Source organism: Alphaproteobacteria bacterium, assembly GCA_040216735.1.
GTDB lineage: Bacteria > Pseudomonadota > Alphaproteobacteria > SHVP01 > SHVP01 > CALJDF01.
Map to the genome: position 1 here is coordinate 556,659 of JAVJOO010000002.1, position 17,375 is coordinate 574,033.

Annotated in this window: 17 protein-coding genes; 13 read left to right on the forward strand and 4 right to left on the reverse strand. The window is 63.5% G+C overall.

Annotation, left to right across the window (positions count from 1 at the left end; all coding sequences use genetic code 11):
- Position 1: 1 nt before the first annotated feature.
- Positions 2-1,039: a heat-inducible transcriptional repressor HrcA gene (gene hrcA, locus RID42_03870; GenBank protein MEQ8246796.1), complete on the reverse strand. Its 1,038-nt coding sequence runs from the start codon at positions 1,037-1,039 to the stop codon at positions 2-4.
- Positions 1,040-1,181: 142 nt separating this feature from the next.
- Between hrcA and rph the strand changes: the two genes are divergently transcribed.
- From rph to hemW, 3 genes are read left to right on the forward strand one after another with little or no spacing between them, the layout of a single operon-like run.
- The gene (gene rph, locus RID42_03875; GenBank protein MEQ8246797.1) at positions 1,182-1,913 is read left to right on the forward strand and encodes a ribonuclease PH; all 732 of its coding nucleotides are present in this window, start codon (positions 1,182-1,184) and stop codon (positions 1,911-1,913) included.
- 5 nt (positions 1,914-1,918) lie between these two features.
- The gene (rdgB, locus tag RID42_03880; protein MEQ8246798.1) at positions 1,919-2,524 is read left to right on the forward strand and encodes an RdgB/HAM1 family non-canonical purine NTP pyrophosphatase; all 606 of its coding nucleotides are present in this window, start codon (positions 1,919-1,921) and stop codon (positions 2,522-2,524) included.
- Entirely contained in the window at positions 2,499-3,743 is a 1,245-nt protein-coding gene (gene hemW, locus RID42_03885) for a radical SAM family heme chaperone HemW (protein MEQ8246799.1), read from the forward strand. Before rdgB ends, hemW begins: the two co-directional genes overlap by 26 nt.
- Here the strand turns inward: hemW and RID42_03890 are convergent.
- Positions 3,703-5,223, reverse strand: a complete 1,521-nt coding sequence (locus RID42_03890; GenBank protein MEQ8246800.1) for a penicillin-binding protein activator — start codon at positions 5,221-5,223, stop codon at positions 3,703-3,705. The two genes, hemW and RID42_03890, sit on opposite strands and share 41 nt — an antisense overlap.
- 46 nt (positions 5,224-5,269) lie before the next feature.
- Here RID42_03890 and rsmI point away from each other — a divergent pair, with 46 nt between their 5' ends.
- The 10 genes from rsmI to RID42_03940 all read left to right on the forward strand — a co-directional run bounded on the left by rsmI (position 5,270) and on the right by RID42_03940 (position 15,285).
- On the forward strand, positions 5,270-6,109 hold the full coding sequence (gene rsmI, locus RID42_03895) for a 16S rRNA (cytidine(1402)-2'-O)-methyltransferase (GenBank protein ID MEQ8246801.1): 840 nt from the start codon (positions 5,270-5,272) through the stop codon (positions 6,107-6,109).
- Positions 6,106-6,465 carry a YraN family protein gene (locus RID42_03900; protein ID MEQ8246802.1) on the forward strand — a complete coding sequence of 120 codons (360 nt, stop codon included), beginning with the start codon at positions 6,106-6,108 and terminating at the stop codon, positions 6,463-6,465. The genes rsmI and RID42_03900 overlap by 4 nt, the downstream gene beginning before the upstream one ends.
- 76 nt (positions 6,466-6,541) lie before the next feature.
- A complete protein-coding gene (locus tag RID42_03905) occupies positions 6,542-7,141 on the forward strand; it encodes a BON domain-containing protein (GenBank protein ID MEQ8246803.1) in 600 nt (199 codons plus the stop codon).
- Positions 7,138-7,965, forward strand: a complete 828-nt coding sequence (locus RID42_03910) for a transglutaminase-like domain-containing protein (protein ID MEQ8246804.1) — start codon at positions 7,138-7,140, stop codon at positions 7,963-7,965. The genes RID42_03905 and RID42_03910 overlap by 4 nt, the downstream gene beginning before the upstream one ends.
- Positions 7,966-7,998: 33 nt before the next feature.
- The gene (gene gshB / locus RID42_03915; GenBank protein ID MEQ8246805.1) at positions 7,999-8,967 is read left to right on the forward strand and encodes a glutathione synthase; all 969 of its coding nucleotides are present in this window, start codon (positions 7,999-8,001) and stop codon (positions 8,965-8,967) included.
- Positions 8,968-9,154: 187 nt separating this feature from the next.
- Positions 9,155-11,077 carry a molecular chaperone DnaK gene (gene dnaK / locus RID42_03920; protein MEQ8246806.1) on the forward strand — a complete coding sequence of 641 codons (1,923 nt, stop codon included), beginning with the start codon at positions 9,155-9,157 and terminating at the stop codon, positions 11,075-11,077.
- A gap of 108 nt (positions 11,078-11,185) precedes the next feature.
- The gene (gene dnaJ, locus RID42_03925; GenBank protein MEQ8246807.1) at positions 11,186-12,322 is read left to right on the forward strand and encodes a molecular chaperone DnaJ; all 1,137 of its coding nucleotides are present in this window, start codon (positions 11,186-11,188) and stop codon (positions 12,320-12,322) included.
- Between the two features lie 52 nt (positions 12,323-12,374).
- The gene (locus RID42_03930; GenBank protein ID MEQ8246808.1) at positions 12,375-13,454 is read left to right on the forward strand and encodes an NADP-dependent oxidoreductase; all 1,080 of its coding nucleotides are present in this window, start codon (positions 12,375-12,377) and stop codon (positions 13,452-13,454) included.
- 90 nt (positions 13,455-13,544) lie between these two features.
- Positions 13,545-14,726, forward strand: a complete 1,182-nt coding sequence (locus RID42_03935) for a class I SAM-dependent methyltransferase (protein MEQ8246809.1) — start codon at positions 13,545-13,547, stop codon at positions 14,724-14,726.
- Positions 14,727-14,841: 115 nt separating this feature from the next.
- On the forward strand, positions 14,842-15,285 hold the full coding sequence (locus RID42_03940) for a CBS domain-containing protein (protein MEQ8246810.1): 444 nt from the start codon (positions 14,842-14,844) through the stop codon (positions 15,283-15,285).
- A gap of 73 nt (positions 15,286-15,358) precedes the next feature.
- Here the strand turns inward: RID42_03940 and RID42_03945 are convergent, their stop codons facing one another.
- Both RID42_03945 and RID42_03950 read right to left on the reverse strand, forming a co-directional pair.
- The gene (locus tag RID42_03945; GenBank protein MEQ8246811.1) at positions 15,359-16,537 is read right to left on the reverse strand and encodes a class I SAM-dependent methyltransferase; all 1,179 of its coding nucleotides are present in this window, start codon (positions 16,535-16,537) and stop codon (positions 15,359-15,361) included.
- Between the two features lie 102 nt (positions 16,538-16,639).
- Positions 16,640-17,374, reverse strand: coding sequence for an SDR family oxidoreductase (locus RID42_03950; protein MEQ8246812.1), 735 nt, complete (start codon positions 17,372-17,374; stop codon positions 16,640-16,642).
- Position 17,375 lies beyond the last annotated feature (1 nt).

Genomic DNA, 17,375 nt, shown 5'->3' on the forward strand with positions numbered 1-17,375 from the left:
GTCAACGGCCGATCTTGTGGCCGAGCACCCGGGCCGTGTAGTCGACCATGGGGATGATGCGCGCGTAATTCAGACGGGTCGGGCCGATCACGCCGACCGCACCGATGATCCGTTCGCGGCTATCGATATAGGGCGCTACAATGACCGAACAACCGGCCATGTTAAATAGGTTGCTGTCCGACCCGATGAAAATACGGACGCCAGCGGCGTCCTTTGTCAGGTCGAGTAGACTGACCAGCCCGGCTTTGGTTTCGAGCGCGTCGAACAGTTCGCGCACCCGCTCTAAGTCCTCGACCGCGCTGACGTCGTCCAGCAAATTTGCACGCCCGCGTACGATCAGGGTCGCCCGCGACTCCTGCCCGCTCCAAGTCGCGAGGCCGTCTTCGACCAATCGGCTTGTGAGGGCATCGAGCTGCGCGCGAATGTTCTTTTGCTCTTCTTTGAGTTCGCTTTGCAGTTCGATGAAGGTGCGGCCCAATACCTTGCTGTTGATATAATTGGTGGCCTCGATCAACGACGACGGCGTCCATCCGCCGGGCGTTTCGATCACCCGGTTTTCGACCTGACCGTCCTCGGTCACCAGAACCACGAGCACCCGCGAGGGCGAGAGGCCCACGAACTCGACGTGGCGTAGCGGGGCATCCTGTTTGGGAGCGAGGACCAGCCCGGCACAATGGGACAGACCCGATAAGCCATCGACGGCTTCGGTCAGGAGGTCCTCCATGCTGCGTCCCGTCGCCGCACAGGCGGCATCGATGTTGGCGCGGTCATCCTCGCTGACATTCCCGATTTCCAGCAGACCGTCGACGAAGAAAGAGAGACCTGCCGGCGTGGGGATCCGTCCCGCCGACGTGTGGGGCGAATAGAGCAGGCCTGAGTCCTGCAAATCGGCCATCACGTTGCGGATCGTCGCCGAGGACAATTTGATCTGAAGCCGTTCCGCCAAACGGGCCGAGCCCACGGGCTCGCCAGTCTCCATATAGGCCTCGACGAGGCGTCGGAAAACTTCTCGGTTTCTCTCGCTAAGCTCTTGAATCATTTGATAATTCCAAGATGCGCCGGGGCCTTGGAGCAGCCTTGAATGTAGTGGTGCGACGGCGAATGTCAACGAAACCCCTCCGCTCGGCTGGACCTGACGCCGACGGCCCTTTAGAACCGCCCGACACGGCGGGAGGCCATCCATGACCACGACACAGCGGCCTTCGGGCCGCCAGCCCAATGAATTACGCAACGTGACGCTGGAACCCGGTTGGGCCAAACATGCCGAAGGGTCGTGCCTGATCAAATGCGGCGACACCCATGTCATCTGCACCGCGAGTATCGAGGAACGTTTGCCGCCATTCCTGCGCAACAGCGGCCAAGGCTGGGTTACAGCCGAATACGGCATGTTGCCGCGCGCGACCGGTAGCCGCATGTCGCGCGAAGCGGCGCGCGGCAAGCAAAGTGGGCGGACTCAGGAAATCCAGCGCCTGATCGGGCGTTCGTTGCGCTCCGTCACCGATCTGAAGGCCCTCGGCGAACGGCAGATCACGATCGACTGCGACGTGCTGCAGGCAGACGGCGGCACGCGCACGGCCTCGATCACCGGTGCCTATGTCGCGCTCCACCAAGCGCTGCAGGGGCTGATCGAAAAGGGCTTGCTGCAGACCATGCCGCTGCACGATCAAGTGGCGGCGGTATCGTGCGGGATCTATGAGGGTGTACCGGTGCTCGATCTCGACTACCCGGAGGATTCGACAGCGCAAGCGGACGCCAATTTCGTCCTGACGGCGAGCGGCAAGATCATCGAGGTCCAGGGCACCGCCGAGGGCCTGCCGTTCTCAGAGGAGCAGTTCCACGAATTGTTCCGGTTGGCCAAGGCGGGTATTGCCGATCTGGCCGAGATGCAGCGCAAGGCTCTCAAGCTAACCTAGACGCGATGGCCCGCCGCTTCACCGAACCCCGTCTCGTCTTGGCCAGCCACAACGACGGCAAGTTGCGCGAAATTCGCGACTTGATTGCGCCGCTTGGCCCGACGGTGGTGTCGGCCAAGGAGCTGAATCTCCCCGAACCCGACGAGACCGGCGATACGTTCGTTGCCAACGCATTGCTCAAGGCCCGCGCCGCAGTAGCGGGCTCGGGACTTGCCGCACTCGCCGACGATTCGGGCATCGAGGTCGCGGCGTTGAACGGAGCGCCGGGGATCTACACGGCCCGGTGGGCCGGGCCGGACCGGGACTTCATGGTCGCAATGTCACGGGTCAACGACGAAATGGGCGACGCCCAAGACCGCCGCGCCAATTTCACCGCAATCTTGGCGTTATGCTGGCCGGACGGCCATTGCGAAGCCTTCGAGGGCAAGGTGTTCGGCACGCTCGTGTGGCCGCCGCGCGGCGATCGCGGCTTTGGTTTTGACCCGGTTTTCGTGCCCGACGGGTATGACATCACCTTCGGCGAAATGGACCCAGCGGTGAAGCACACCATCAGCCACCGCGCGGTCGCCTTTAACAAGCTGCTGGATGCCTGTTTCGGTGGCGGCGCCTAACGCGACGCTCCCCGCCGATCCGGCAGCCGGGGTTGGCCTCTACGTTCATTGGCCTTACTGCGACCGCATCTGCCCCTACTGCGATTTTAATGTGTACCGGACGCAACCGGTCGACGCCGCCATTTGGCGCGCGGCGTTCCGCGCGGAAATGATGCACGCGCGCACGGTGCAGGGCGCGACCGGACCGTCGCTGACCAGCATCTATTTCGGCGGCGGCACGCCGTCGCTGATGCCGCCCGGTCTTGTCGCTGGCGTGATAGCCGACGCGGCCGATGTACTGGGACTCACGGACGACGCCGAAATCACTCTCGAAGCGAACCCGACGTCGAGCGAGATCACGGCATTTGCTAGCTACGCCGCTGCCGGCGTCAACCGCCTGTCGCTTGGTATTCAAGCGCTTGACGACAACGCATTGAACTTCCTTGGACGCGACCATTCCGCCGTGGACGCGGTGCGCGGCCTTGCCAGCGCAGGCAAAATGTTTGCGCGCACGACGTTCGATCTGATCTATGGGCGGCCTGGCCAAACGGTGGCCGCATGGGAACGCGAACTTGGCGCGGCGCTCGCGCACGCCACCGGACATGTGTCGGCCTACCAGTTGACCGTCGAGGCCGGGACCGCATTCGATGCGGCCCGGCGGCGCGGCGCCCTCGTCATGCCCGACGACGACCGCCTCGCCGAATTCTACGACGTGACACAATCTGTGATGGAGGCCGCCGGCCTGCCCGCTTACGAAGTGTCCAACCACGCCGGCGCGGGCGAGCAGGGGCGGCACAACCTGACTTATTGGCGCTACGGCGCCTATATCGGGATCGGACCGGGGGCACACGGACGACTGGTCGTCGACAATCGCCGCGTCGCCACCGAAACGATCCATGACCCTGCGGTGTGGCACGCGGCGGTCGCCGCCCACGGGCACGGAACGATGGAATCGACGATGCTCGACCCGTCGGCCTGTATCGACGAGCTATTGGTAACCGGTCTTCGCCTCGTCGAAGGGATCCCCGCCGAACGGTTTGAAGCGGTTACCGGCCATACGCTCTCGGACCTACGGACCGCGCCGCGAATCACACCGATGGTTGAGGAAGATCTACTTGTCGTCGCGGACACCGGAATGGCAGCGACAGCAGCGGGTCGCCGCGTCTTGAACGCGGTGGTCGCCGAGGTGTCCGAGGCGCTTAGTTCGTTGCCGGATCGAACGTCACCGGGGCCGGACTGACCACCTTTAGGCCATCGGGCCGAACCTCCAGAACGGCGAGACCGCGTTCGGAAATGCCATCGGCGCGAAACCTGAAAATGCCGTCGATCCCGGCGAAGCCGGCCGGATTGGCCAGGCCCGCGCCGTCGTAATAGGGCGGGGTACGGGTCCGCGCGAGGACCGCCGCCAGTGCCGCCGCGTCGTAGGCCAAGCTGGCGATGCGCGGTGGTACCGCGCCGAAGAGTTGGGCATAGCGGTCGCGGAATTCGGTGCTGGCGCGCGGTTCGGGGCCGGCGAACCACCCGCCCACCAACGAGGGTTCGCGCCCTAGGTTTGGTTCGTCCCACAACCCGGTCCCAAGGAATCGGACCTGCGCCGGGTCGACGTCGTAGAACGGCAGAAGCGGTGCGAGCGCCCGCAGCCGGTCGCCGCCTTCGGCCAGCAAGACGGCATCGAAGCCGACATCGCTGACGGTATCGCGCCCTTCGAGCCGTCGCAGCGTGCGCCGCGACACCTCGTCGTCGCGCGCCAGGAGTTGCGCCCGAACACCGGCCAATTCGGCGCGGCGGCTTTCGTAATCCGCCAACGTCTGGACCGGATCTTGGAAGCTGTCGGGCCCGCCAGAAAGAACTTGGACACGAGTCAACGCGGCGCCGTTGGCGGCCACCGAGTCGCGTAGCGCGGCGACGATGGTATCGCCGTAAGCTGTTTGGGGCACCAGCGCCGCGAATCGCCGCGAGCCCTGCCGCGCGGCGAAGGTGACGACGCGGTCGACCTGCTGTTCAGGCATGAAACCGATCAGAAAGACGCCGGTCCCTGCCACCGCACGGTCGGTCGAGAAGGCAATCATGTTGAGGCCACGGGCCCGGGTCACTTGCGCGGCGGCCTGGACCGACGCGCTGAACACGGGACCGAGGACGATCTGGGCCCCGTCGGCGACGGCCCGCTCGACGGCGTCGATAGCCCCTTCGGGCAGCCCCTCGGTGTCCTTGGGCATCAACGTCAGACGGGTATCGCCAATATCGAAGAGCGCCATGAGCGCGGCATTCAGGAGACTCTCGCCGAGCGCGGCATTAGGCCCGCTGAGCGGCAGCAAGAGCGCCACTCGAACCGGACCGTCTTCATCGGCACTGGGCGGTGTGAGGGCGATTTCCGGCGCGGGTGGAGGCGCCGCCGATTGATCCGGCGGCGGCGTCAGGACGGGCGCAGCGGCGACGGGTCCGGGGAGCGGCGCCGCAGGCTCGACACGGCGGGGTGCGGCTGAATCGACCGGCGCGGTCACCGGCGGCGGTGCAGGGGCTTCGGGGGCCGCAACCGGCGGCGGCGCGGGATCAGGCGGCAGGGATGCCTGGCGCCCGCGATCCGGTATGATTGTCGGCAGCACCGCGCCCAAGTTGGTGTCGGCGCACGCCGCGAGAACGATCGAGACCGCTGTGGCGAGGAAGGCGAAACGCAAGCGGCGCATTCGGCGCAGGCCGGAAACCGGCAGTCGGTCGGTCAAATCATCGGTCCCCGTCGATCCGCCCAGAGAGAGTAACGGTCCACGAATGCCAAGTAAATTAAGCCCCGGTCTGTATGTCACCGCGACGCCGATCGGCAATCTCGGCGACATGACCGAGCGCGCCCGCGAAATCTTGGCGCAGGCGGACCTCGTGGTGTGCGAGGACACCCGCGTGACCGGGCGTTTGTTCAAGCATTTCGGCATCGCTGCAAAATTATGGGCCTACCACGACCATAATGCGGCGACGATGCGACCGAAAATTGTCGAGCGACTGAGCGAAGGGGCCGCGATTGCACTGGTTTCCGATGCAGGAACGCCACTGGTGTCGGACCCCGGGTACAAGCTTGTGCGCGACGCGCGGGACGCCGGCATTGCGGTCTATGCCGTGCCAGGGCCGTCCGCCCTCACAGCGGCGCTCTCGGTGGCCGGTTTGCCGACCGACCGGGTCTTTTTTGGCGGATTCCTGCCCACCAAAAAGTCGGCGCGGCGCGAGGTCTTGGCCGACCTCCAGGAACTCCGCGCCACTTTGGTGTTCTTCGAGCGCGGATCGCGCTTGGCCGAAGCCCTCGCCGAATTGGCCAATGCCCTGGGCGACCGCGAGGCGTCGATCTGCCGGGAGCTAACTAAAATGTACGAAGAGGTTCGCCACGGCACCCTGGCGGGGCTGCGCGATATCCCCGTGCCCGAGGCGCGGGGCGAGTTCGTGGTCGTCGTCGGCCCACCGGCGCTGGCCGCGGAAATCGACGACGACACCCTCGACGCCCTGGTCCGCGACGCCTTGACCGACGCCTCGCCCAGCCGCGCGGCGGCGCAAGTCGCGGCGGCGACCGGTGTGTCGCGGCGCCGGGTCTACGCCCGCGCGCTGGCGCTGGCCCAGAGCACATGACCCGGCGCCGCGAGGACGCCGAGACCCTCGGACGCCGCGCCGAAACCGTCGCCGTCTGGCTATTGCGGTTGAAGGGCTACGGGATTCTGGCTCGGCGGGAGCGCACCCCGGCGGGCGAGATCGACATCGTCGCGCGGCGCGGCCGCACCCTTGTCGCGATCGAGGTCAAGGCCCGGCGCGGGCCTGTGCCCTTGCGCGATTTGATCGGCGAAGGCCAATGGCGGCGCATTGAGCGCGCCCTTGAAATGTATGCGGGCCGGCGCCGCCTCGGCCATTTGCGGCTGCGCTTCGATATGGTGTTCCTGTGCCCGGGCCGGTGGCCGCACCATGTTGCCGATGCGTGGCGGCCATCGTGATCGGACTGCCCGGCGGACCACCCCTCGTGTTAATGTATGTGTCTATGAGAGATTTTGTACTTGAGGAGGCTTTCGCGTGATTCGCACGTCCTTCATCCGTCCTCTGGGATTCCTGGTTGGCGCACTTGCGCTTAGCGGTTGCGCCGGCGCACTTGTCGGCGGCGTCGCCACGGTTGGCGTCGCCACGGTCCAAGAACGATCGGTAGGAGACGCGGTCGACGACACCACGATCGAGTTTCGCATCCGCGACCAGTTCCTAGAGAAAAGCGACAAACTGTTTACCCGCGTGACGGTCGATTCGGTCGAAGGGCGGGTCTTGCTGAGCGGCAGCGTCGATACCCCCGACGACCGCGTCGAGGTCGCCCGCTTGGCGTGGCAAGCCAAGGGTGTCAAAGAGGTCTTCAACGAGGTTGAAGTTCGCAACCGCGCGGGCCTCATCGATTACTTCAAGGACGTTCGGATCGCCAACGAGTTGCGCCTAAAGCTGCTAAGCGACAAGGATGTTTCCGCCATCAACTACTCGGTCGAGACGGTCAACTCTGTGATTTACCTGATGGGCATCGCCCAGGACCAAGCCGAGCTTGAGCGCGTGACCGGGCATGCAAGCAACATCAAAGGCGTAAGCCGCGTCGTAAGCTTCGTGCTCCTCAAGGACGATCCGCGGCGTACATCGTGAGCGACGGACCGCCTGACCCGGCGGATCTGCGCGCCCGTTTGAGCGAACTGGCCGACACCGAGGACGAGGCGATCGACCTCGGTCGTGCCGGGCTTTGGCTAGCCGCGCTCGACCGGCCCCAGGTCGGTCTCGACCGGTACGAAAGCCATTTGACGGAACTCGCCGCCGCGCTCGGCGGCACGTCAAATACGCTCAAAGCCAAGGCCGATGCGCTCCAGCACTTGCTGCAGAGTCAGGGCTATAGCGGCGACAAACAGACCTACGAGGATGCGCAAAACGCCAACCTGATTCGGGTGATCGACCGGCGCAAGGGTTTGCCGGTAAGCCTCGCGATTCTGCTGATCCACGCGGCTGAGTCTGCCGGATGGCAGGCCGTGGGCCTGTCGTTCCCATATCACTTTCTCATCCGCATCGCCCACGACAACGAACGCGCGGTACTCGATCCGTTCAACGACGGTGCGGTGTTGACGGTACCGGCAATGCGCGACCTGTTGAAGACCTTCGACCGGGATACCGAGCTGCGGCCCGAACACTACCGGCCGGTGTCCAAACGCGATGTCCTCCTGCGCCTGCAAAACAATCTGAAGTCGCGCGCGGTCCAGGAACGTCAGTTCGACCGTGCGGCCGAATTGCTGGACCGGATGCTGCTGTTCGCCCCCACGCAAGCCCCGCTGTGGCGCGAACTAGGGATCATGCAGGTCGCCTGCGGCCGGGTGATCGACGCTGTCGCCTCTGCGGAGCGCTACTACGGGGCCGCGTCGAGCGAGGAACAGCGCCAGGACGCCGCGATGCTGGTACAAAAGATCAAATCGCGCCTGAACTGAGCGCGCCTCTCACTTCAAACCGCCGGGAACCCTATGAGCCTTGCCGTCGCCATCCAAATGGACCACATCGCCGGAATCGATATCGCGGCGGACTCGACCTTCATGCTGGCGCTGGAGGCCCAGGCACGCGGCCACGGCCTGTATCACTATGGACCGCGCGATCTGTTCCTGCGCGACGGTCGCGCCTTGGCCCGCGCCCAGCCCCTGCAGGTCCGGGCCGAGAAGGGCAATCACCACACTCTCGGGTCACCCGAGATCATCGATCTCGCGGCGCTCGACGTGGTGCTGATGCGCCAGGATCCGCCGTTCGACATGTCCTACATCACGGCAACGCATATCCTGGAGCACGTCCACCCCAACACCCTAGTGGTGAACGACCCGGTCCACGTCCGTAACGCGCCGGAGAAACTTTTCGTCACTCACTTCGCGCAGGTGATGCCGCCGACCTTGATAACCGCCGATCTGGAGCAGATTCGGGCGTTCCGCGCCGAACATAAGGACATCATTGTCAAACCGCTGTTCGGCAACGGCGGCGCCGGTGTGTTCCGGCTGCGGCCCGACGACGAAAATCTGTCCGCATTGATGGAGATGTTCACCCAAATGTTCCGCGAACCGGTGATCGTGCAGCGCTACCTGCCCGAGGTCCGCGAGGGCGACAAGCGCATCATCCTGATCGACGGTCGGGCGGCCGGCGCAATCAACCGCGTGCCCGCGGCCGGCGAAGTGCGGGCCAACATGCACGTCGGCGGCAAACCGCTAAAGACCGAAATCACGGCGGACGAAATGGACATTTGCGCCGCCATCGGCCCGGCCCTCCAAGAGCGCGGCTTGATCTTCGTCGGGATCGACGTCATCGGTGGTAAGTATCTTACCGAAATCAACGTCACCTCCCCCACCGGCATCCAAGAAACCAACCGGTTCAACGGGGTCAAATTGGAAGCCGAGATTTGGGATGCAATCGAGACGCGCTATCACGCCCGTCACACCGGTCGGGCGGGATAGACACGCCCACACCGCATTTGGCTGCGTAAATCCACAAATTTGTCCCAATTGGGGGCTGTCAACGCTTGTCGGGCCGAAATAGGGGCCTATATAACCCTCCGGCCATAGCGGACGTTCCCGCAGGGGATCCACACCCGGGCTGCCATCTTGGGGCCCACAGGCGGATCCGCCGTATAGGAGTAAATACATGAGCAAAGTAATCGGTATCGATCTCGGGACCACGAACTCGTGCGTCGCGATTATGGAAGGCGGCGACGTCAAGGTTCTGGAAAACGCCGAAGGCGCCCGCACAACCCCCTCGATGGTGGCGTTCACCGAAGACAGCGAACGCTTGGTCGGACAGGCCGCCAAACGGCAGGCCGTCACCAACCCGGAAGCGACCCTCTTCGCGATCAAACGCTTGATTGGGCGCACCTTCGCGGACCCGGTCACCGCCAAAGATAAAGACATGGTCCCCTATAAGATCGTCAAAGGGGGCAACGGCGACGCCTGGGTCGAGGCACGCGGCGAGAAATATTCGCCGAGCCAAGTCTCGGCGTTCATCCTGCAAAAAATGAAAGAAACAGCCGAGAACTATCTCGGCGAGAAGGTCGAGCAAGCGGTCATCACCGTGCCGGCCTATTTTAACGACGCCCAGCGCCAAGCCACCAAGGACGCGGGCAAGATCGCGGGCCTCGAAGTTCTGCGCATCATCAACGAACCGACAGCCGCGGCGCTCGCCTACGGTTTGGACAAAAACGAAGGCAAGATGATCGCTGTCTACGATCTCGGCGGCGGCACCTTCGACGTCTCGGTACTCGAAATCGGCGACGGCGTGTTCGAGGTGAAGTCGACCAACGGCGATACCTTCCTCGGCGGCGAAGACTTCGATATGCGGCTGATGAATTACCTCGCCGACGAGTTCAAGAAAGAACAGGGCATCGATCTACGCTCCGACAAGCTGGCACTCCAGCGGCTGAAGGAAGCCTCGGAAAAAGCCAAGATCGAGCTGTCGAGTTCGGCTCAGACCGAAATCAACCTGCCGTTCATCACGGCTGATGCGTCGGGCCCCAAGCATCTGACCATGAAGCTGACGCGCGCCAAGCTCGAAGCGCTGGTGGACGACTTGATCCAACGCACAGTCGAACCGTGCAAGAAGGCCTTGAAGGATGCGGGTCTGAGTGCCGGCGAGATCGACGAAGTGGTGTTGGTCGGTGGCATGACGCGGATGCCGAAGGTCATCGAAACGGTCAAGAAGTTCTTCGGGCGCGAACCCCACAAGGGCGTCAACCCCGACGAAGTCGTGGCGATGGGCGCGGCAATTCAGGCCGGCGTGTTGCAAGGCGACGTCAAGGACGTGCTGCTGCTGGATGTGACCCCGTTGTCGCTCGGCATCGAGACCCTGGGCGGCGTGTTCACCCGCTTGATCGATCGCAACACGACGATCCCGACGCGCAAGAGCCAAGTCTTTTCGACGGCCGACGACAACCAATCGGCGGTGACCATTCGTGTCGCCCAGGGCGAACGCGAAATGGCCGCGGACAACAAAATGCTGGGTCAGTTCGATCTGGTCGGGTTGCCCTCGGCACCGCGCGGCGTACCGCAAATCGAAGTCACCTTCGACATCGACGCCAACGGTATCGTCAACGTCTCGGCCAAGGACAAGGGCACCGGCAAGGAGCAGCAGATCCGCATCCAAGCGTCGGGCGGCTTGTCGGACGCCGACATCGAGCAGATGGTCAAGGACGCCGAGGCGCATTCGAGCGAAGACAAGGCGCGCCGCGAATTGGTCGAAATGCGCAACCAGGCCGAAGCGGTCCTGCACACGACCGAACGCAACCTCAAGGAACACGGCGACAAGGTCTCGACCAGCGATAAGAACGCGATCGAAGCCGCGCTGGAGGAACTCCGGGCCGTCAAGGACGGCGACGACAAGGACGAAATCCAGAAGAAGAGCGACGCCGCCGTGACGGCATCGATGAAACTGGGCGAGGCGATCTACAAATCGCAGGCCGAAGCCGATAGCGCCGCGGACGCCGCCGAAGCGGGGGCCGACCAAGGTCCGGGCGACGATGGCGTGGTCGACGCCGACTTCGAAGAAGTCGACGACGACAAGAAAGACACGGCATAGGACCGACCGGTCGGTTACCGATGACGAAACTTTCCGCCCCGTGCCGTATGCCTTTTACGCGCGGGGCGGAACGACGTTCAGGGACAATGCGGCGGGGCGGCTGCTGATATGGCGAAGCAGGACTACTACGAGGCGTTGGGCATCGGTCGCAAGGCGAGCGCGGCCGACATCAAGAAGGCGTACCGCAAGCTCGCCATGCAGTACCACCCGGATCAAAACCCGGACAATCCCACCGCCGAAGCTAAGTTCAAGGAACTTTCCGAAGCTTACGACGTGCTACGCGACGACCAGAAGCGCGCGGCCTACGACCAGTTCGGCCACGCGGCATTCGAGAACGGCGGCATGGGCCGCGGCGGCGGATCGAGTGCATTCGACTTCGCGTCGAGCTTTTCTGACATCTTTGAAGATTTGTTCGGCGACTTCGGCGGTGGCGGCGGACGCGCGCGGGCGCAAACCCGCGGGGCCGACCTGCGCTACAACATGGAAATCACCCTGGAAGAGGCCTACCACGGCAAAAAGGCGACGATCCGCGTCCCGACCTCGGTCGCGTGCGACGTCTGCCATGGCTCGGGCAGCGAAGGCGACAGCGCCCCATCGACCTGCGGCATGTGCCGCGGACACGGCAAAGTGCGGGCGCAGCAGGGCTTCTTCACCATCGAACGGACCTGCCCGACGTGCCAGGGCGTCGGCCACGTGATCGAGAACCCGTGCAAACCGTGCGGCGGATCGGGCCGGGTGCGGCGCGAGAAGTCCCTTGCGGTCAATATTCCGCACGGCGTCGAGGACGGAACCCGCATTCGACTGTCGGGTGAAGGCGAGGCTGGCCTGCGCAGCGGGCCGCCCGGCGATCTCTATATTTTCCTGTCGGTGACGCCCCATCGCTTTTTCGAGCGAGAGGGCCTCAACGTGTTCTGCCGGGTGCCGATCGGGATGACGACGGCCGCACTGGGCGGGCATATTGAAGTCCCGACGCTGGACGGGACTCGGGCGCGCCTGACGCTGCCAAGCGGCACCCAAAGCGGTAAGCAGTTCCGCATGAAGGGCAAGGGCATGCCGGCGGTGCGTGGCACGGGCAAGGGCGACCTCTATATCCAGACGCTGGTCGAAACCCCGGTCAACCTGTCGAAGCGGCAAAAAGAATTGCTGAAAGAATTCGAAGATGCCGGCAGCGGCAAATCGCATAGCCCCGAATCCGAAGGCTTTTTTGCCAAGGTGAAGGAGCTGTGGGAGGACCTGAAGGAGTAGCTTCCTGCCCGACATTTGCGCACCCCTCGGTGCGCTAGATTAGACTGCGGACATGGACAAAGACGTCTCCGAGGTTCTCAAACAGGTTTCGCCGATCCCAGCGACCGAGCGGCACCGGCGCTGGCTGCTCAAACGCCATCCGATCGGCGATCCCGGGCCTGACGATTTTCTGTATGTCGAGGATGTCGTGCCGATGCCGCCGCCCGGCGAAATGCTAGTGCGCTGTATTTGGCTGTCGCTCGATCCGTTCCAACGGCTGACCTGGAACGCCACACCGCGCAACGCCCAGATTGTACCGCTCTACGGCACGCTCCTGGGCGATATCGTCGGCGAAGTCGTGCTGTCGAATCACCCCGGTTTCAAGAAGGGCGATATCATCAACGAGGTCCTGGGCTGGCAGAACTACGCGCTGTCGGACGGCCGCGGGCATTACATCCACAACCGCGCCGGGGCGCGGAAGGTCGATCCAAGCTTGGGACCGATTTCGACCGCCTGCGGTGTCCTCGGACGAACCGGCCTCACTGCCTACTTCTCGATCGTGCGCGACCTGATGCCCAAGCCAGGCGAAACCATGTTGATCTCGACGGCGGCCGGTGCGGTGGGGTCGCTCGCCGTGCAAATCGCCAAGATCATGGGCGCGCGGGTCGTCGGTCTGACTTCCACGGACGAGAAATGCGATTGGATCCGAGGGCTCGGCTGCGATGAAGCGATCAACTACAAGGCCGTCAACAATCTCGCTACCGCCATCGCCCGCGCGGCCCCAAAGGGCATCGACATGTATTACGACAATGTCGGCGGGCCGATTGCCGAGGCGGCTCTAGGGAATATGAACGACGGCGGCCGGGTAACCCGCGTCGGCGTCTCGGCCAACTACAGCCACGTCAACGACGACGGCAGCCCGTGGACCTGGCCCGGCAACCAACCGATGTTCATCATCCACGACTATGTCGACGCCTATCCGGAAGGGTTGCAGCAGCTCTCGGACTGGATCAAGGACGGCAAATTGACTTACCGCGAGGACGTGATCGACGGCCTGGAGAACGCCATGGGCGGGTGGCTCGACATGATGACCGGCGGCAACCGCGGCAAACGCATCGTCCGGATTGGACCCAACCCGGACGGCATCGACTAGCTACTGCTGCGCGAACCGGTGCTGCGACCGCGATGACGGCGGCCCGGGCGATTTGCTAGACTTGCGCCACACGAATCCAAGGAGTTCGCCATGCATCCCGAACGCGGCGGTCGCAAACGTCCGCCTTCCGTGCGCCACGAGGGACAGCACGCGCTGAGCCCGGCGATGAGCCACGACGATCTGGCCCGTTTCGACTTCGTCATGACGTCATATTTCCATGTCGCCCAGGACATTTATCCCGGCAACAAGCGCGCCTACCAGGCGCGGGTCGAGCCGACCTTCGTCAAACAGCACGGTCACAAACCGGCGACCCGCGCCGAGGTCCGCAAAGCGATGTACGCCGACCCCTACTGGCAAATGTGGAGCTCGCTAAAGCGCGGTAATCAGGAACTTTCCTACGCCGCGCGCAGCCACGTGCTGGCGCACGAATTCGACCGGCTCGAAGCTCTAGCGGCGAAAAAGAAGAGCGCCGGCCTATCGACGCTGCGGCTCAACCCCGGCCTAAAGGTGCCACGCTATGTCACGGCGGTCGACCTGCACTGCATGCCGGGCGGCTACAACGCCGACGACGGCGCCGGTCTGTATGCCGGCGCGATGTACGATACCGCGAGCCTGTACCTCGCGACCGGCGGCGAGTTCGGCAAGTGGAACGACGCCGCGGGCTGGTCGATGGTCAATTGGATCGTGAGCCAATTCCCCGATATCGTGCCGACGCGCATTCTCGATTTGGGTTGCACGGTCGGCCATTCGACCTTGCCGCTGGCGCAGCATTTTCGAAAGGCCGAGGTTCATGCGATCGATGCCTGCGCGCCGCTGCTACGGTTCGCCAAGGATCGCGCGGACTCCCTCGGCGTCGCGGTGCATTTCTCCCAACAGAACGCCGAGACCACCGATTTCCCGGACAATCATTTTGACGTTGTCACCAGTGCGATGTTTCTACACGAGGTGCCGCAAAAATCGATGCGGCGCGTCGCCAAGGAAATTCACCGCATCCTAAAACCCGGCGGGCTCATGCTCCACGCAGAACAACCGCAGTATCATGGCCAGTCCCCCGAAGAGCAGTTTCTGCGCGAGTGGGATACACGGTTCAACAACGAGCCGTTCCGCTGCGCCTTTCGCGATATGGATCTCGTCGAACTCGCGACCGGCGCGGGTTTTCCGGCCGCCGGTGTAGACCGTGAAATGGGACCGGGGTGCGCCATGGGCAAACGCGGGATTGAGGTGCGCGGACCCGGCCTGTGGCTTTTCTATACCGCCCGCAAAGCCCGTTAACGCACTGACGAAGATAACAAAATCCCGCCCATGCCGACGGGGCCGGGGTTAGTGGAATCATGGTAGACTCGCCGATCTAGAAGCGTGCCCAAGCATGCCGGGAAGGGAGAGAAACATGACCAACGCGCGCCGTATTGTGCCCGACGTGATCGGCGATCAGACGCTGGTCGCGCTGACCGCAACCGATCATGTACGCGATGCCGCACGGTTGATGAAGAATCGCCACGTCGGATCGGTCTTGGTGATGAATGGCGATGTACTGGAAGGAATCTTCACAGAGCGCGACATGGTGTACCGCGTCGTCGCCGATGGACTAGACCCCGATCTGACCCCGCTGTCCAAAGTGATGACCCGCGACCCCGACACGATCGACGCCGGCGCGTCTGCGCTGGAAGCGCTGCGCACGATGAACGCGCGCGGCTACCGCCATCTTCCGGTGATGAAAAACGGTCGGGTCGTCGGTATCGTGTCGAGTCGCGATTTCTACGGCGAGGAAAAAGCGGAAGAAGAAAACGCGGCAACGACAGGCGTCGGAGCGACGACGCCGGTCCGCAACTAAAGCCTGTCCGCGACGGACAAAGAAAAAGGCCGGGAAAATCCCGGCCTTCGTTCTTTGTCGAGAGTCGCGCCAGTTACTTCCACGCCGCGAAGAAAAACCACTCGCCCTTCTCCGGCACATGCATTGTCCCATCTTGCTGCGGCACGACGAAGGGCGCGAACACCTGTTCCACCTTGTTCGGCGCGAACCCGCCTTTAACGGCCACGTCGGCAAGATCCATGTCGTGCATGGGGCCCCAGAACGGCTCGTTGTTGTTGTGGGTATCCCAATCCATTTCGAATTGGCGCCACGCGCTATCCATCATGGCGAAGGGCGGTTGTTCCACGTGTAACATCAAGCCGCCCGGACGTAGAACCCGGTGGGCCTCTTCGGCGATCTTGTAGACCGCCTTATGCGACGTTTCATGCAGGAACATCGACGATACGACGAGATCGAAGGAGTTGTCGGGGAACTTGGTATCCTCGGCGAGGCCTTGCCAAAAATGCACCGAGCGGCCGAGCGATTCCGCACGGCCATGGGCGTAGCGCAGCAGCGGCGCAGAAAAATCGAGGCCGTGGATTTCGGCGTCGGGCCACGCATCGGTATAGGCCAGTGTCGAATGCCCTACTGTGCAGCCGATATCGAGCACGCTGCGCGGCGCAAAACCGGGGTGCTTGTGGTCGAGCCAATGCACCACCGACCAGCCAGGCCCATCGTTATAGGGTCCCATCTTACCGCCGGTCCCCATGTAAAGACCGCCCAGGTCATAGAGCGCGCCCGCGAAGACGTCCCCCTCCTGGGCCTCGGCATGGTAGCTGCCCGGCATCCAGTGCATGTCCATCGCGCTCTGATAACGCGGCACCGCAACCTCGTTGTCGAGATGCAGCGTACCGAACGCCGGGTTGGCAACGTGCGCTTTGTCGATCAGCGCGTCGATCTGACGTTCGATGATCGGGATTTTGTGCTGGCTGCCCATTTCCTGCTGGTGGCGGCGCATACAGGCCCACCACTGATAGGCCGGATCTTCGAGCATGGCGCGGCGCACTTCGTGGCGATCCTTGGGGGCGCGCCCCAGGTTGCGTTTGAGCGCGGGCTCGACCCGACCGTCGTAGATCGTCTTGTTCTGAGACTGCACGTTTTCGCGCAGGTGGCGCGAGAATGCCATTTGATAATTTAGCCGCGCTTCGTCGTCGGCATCGAGTTCGGCCATGACGCCGTGACGACCGAGGCCGGAAATCGACGTTTGCGGCGCATTGATATCGGTGGACGCCATGGGATGTTCCTTTCGCGAAAGCGCGTTGTGCGGAACGCACAGTTTAGCAGAATGCCGCCGGTGCGTCGAAAGCCGCGGAAATGCAGGGGTCTTACGCCCTATCTACCAGGGTATTTCGGCCTTTTTATTGAAGAACTTGCCGGTCAACCCGGCATCCGCCTCGGCGGCGAGCCACACAGGGGTTTGCGCGCCCTCGTCGACATCGATCATGGCGAACTTGGATCCCATGTCCGTTCTGACCCAACCGGGGCAACAGCAATTGATCGAAATGCCGCGCGCCTTCAGCCCCGCCGCAAGACTGGCCGTCAGACCATTGAGACCGGTCTTGGATAGCCGGTACCCGATCATGTTGGAATCGGCCCATGCGAATTGACCCATTTGCGAGGACATGTTGACGATCCGCCCGCCCGCCCGGATATGCGGGACCAGGGTTTGGATGACCCGCAGCGGACCCAGCAGGTTGGTCTCGAAGATCGAGCGCACGATATCGATCTCGACGTCCAGGGCATCCGTCTCGATGTTCTCGGAATCGCCATAGATGCGTTCCAGCAGGATGCCCGCGTTGTTCACCAGCACGTCGATCTTTCCGTAGGTTCCTTCGACCCATGTTCCGAAGGCGCGAGCGCTGGCCGCGTCGGTGATATCGAGGACATGGCCCTCGACGTCGAGGGCCGCGCCGCGCAGATCGCCCACGGCGGCATCGACCTTGGCTGCATCGCGCCCAGCCATCACGACATGGAAGCCGTGGTCCCGGGCGAGTTGCCGGCAAATCTCAAACCCGATGCCGCGATTGGCGCCGGTGACGGCGGCGATCTTTTTGTCTGTGGTTTCAGTCATG

Bases quoted from the DNA above. Each gene is read 5' to 3' on its own strand.
- gshB (MEQ8246805.1), top strand. From the start codon at position 7,999: ATGAGCCTTGCCGTCGCCATCCAAATGGACCACATCGCCGGAATCGAT.
- RID42_03900 (MEQ8246802.1), top strand. From the start codon at position 6,106: ATGACCCGGCGCCGCGAGGACGCCGAGACCCTCGGACGCCGCGCCGAA.
- RID42_03930 (MEQ8246808.1), top strand. From the start codon at position 12,375: ATGGACAAAGACGTCTCCGAGGTTCTCAAACAGGTTTCGCCGATCCCA.
- RID42_03940 (MEQ8246810.1), top strand. From the start codon at position 14,842: ATGACCAACGCGCGCCGTATTGTGCCCGACGTGATCGGCGATCAGACG.
- dnaJ (MEQ8246807.1), top strand. From the start codon at position 11,186: ATGGCGAAGCAGGACTACTACGAGGCGTTGGGCATCGGTCGCAAGGCG.
- RID42_03950 (MEQ8246812.1), bottom strand. From the start codon at position 17,374: ATGACTGAAACCACAGACAAAAAGATCGCCGCCGTCACCGGCGCCAAT.
- RID42_03935 (MEQ8246809.1), top strand. From the start codon at position 13,545: ATGCATCCCGAACGCGGCGGTCGCAAACGTCCGCCTTCCGTGCGCCAC.
- RID42_03945 (MEQ8246811.1), bottom strand. From the start codon at position 16,537: ATGGCGTCCACCGATATCAATGCGCCGCAAACGTCGATTTCCGGCCTC.
- dnaK (MEQ8246806.1), top strand. From the start codon at position 9,155: ATGAGCAAAGTAATCGGTATCGATCTCGGGACCACGAACTCGTGCGTC.
- rsmI (MEQ8246801.1), top strand. From the start codon at position 5,270: ATGCCAAGTAAATTAAGCCCCGGTCTGTATGTCACCGCGACGCCGATC.
- hrcA (MEQ8246796.1), bottom strand. From the start codon at position 1,039: ATGATTCAAGAGCTTAGCGAGAGAAACCGAGAAGTTTTCCGACGCCTC.
- rph (MEQ8246797.1), top strand. From the start codon at position 1,182: ATGACCACGACACAGCGGCCTTCGGGCCGCCAGCCCAATGAATTACGC.
- hemW (MEQ8246799.1), top strand. From the start codon at position 2,499: ATGCCTGTTTCGGTGGCGGCGCCTAACGCGACGCTCCCCGCCGATCCG.
- rdgB (MEQ8246798.1), top strand. From the start codon at position 1,919: ATGGCCCGCCGCTTCACCGAACCCCGTCTCGTCTTGGCCAGCCACAAC.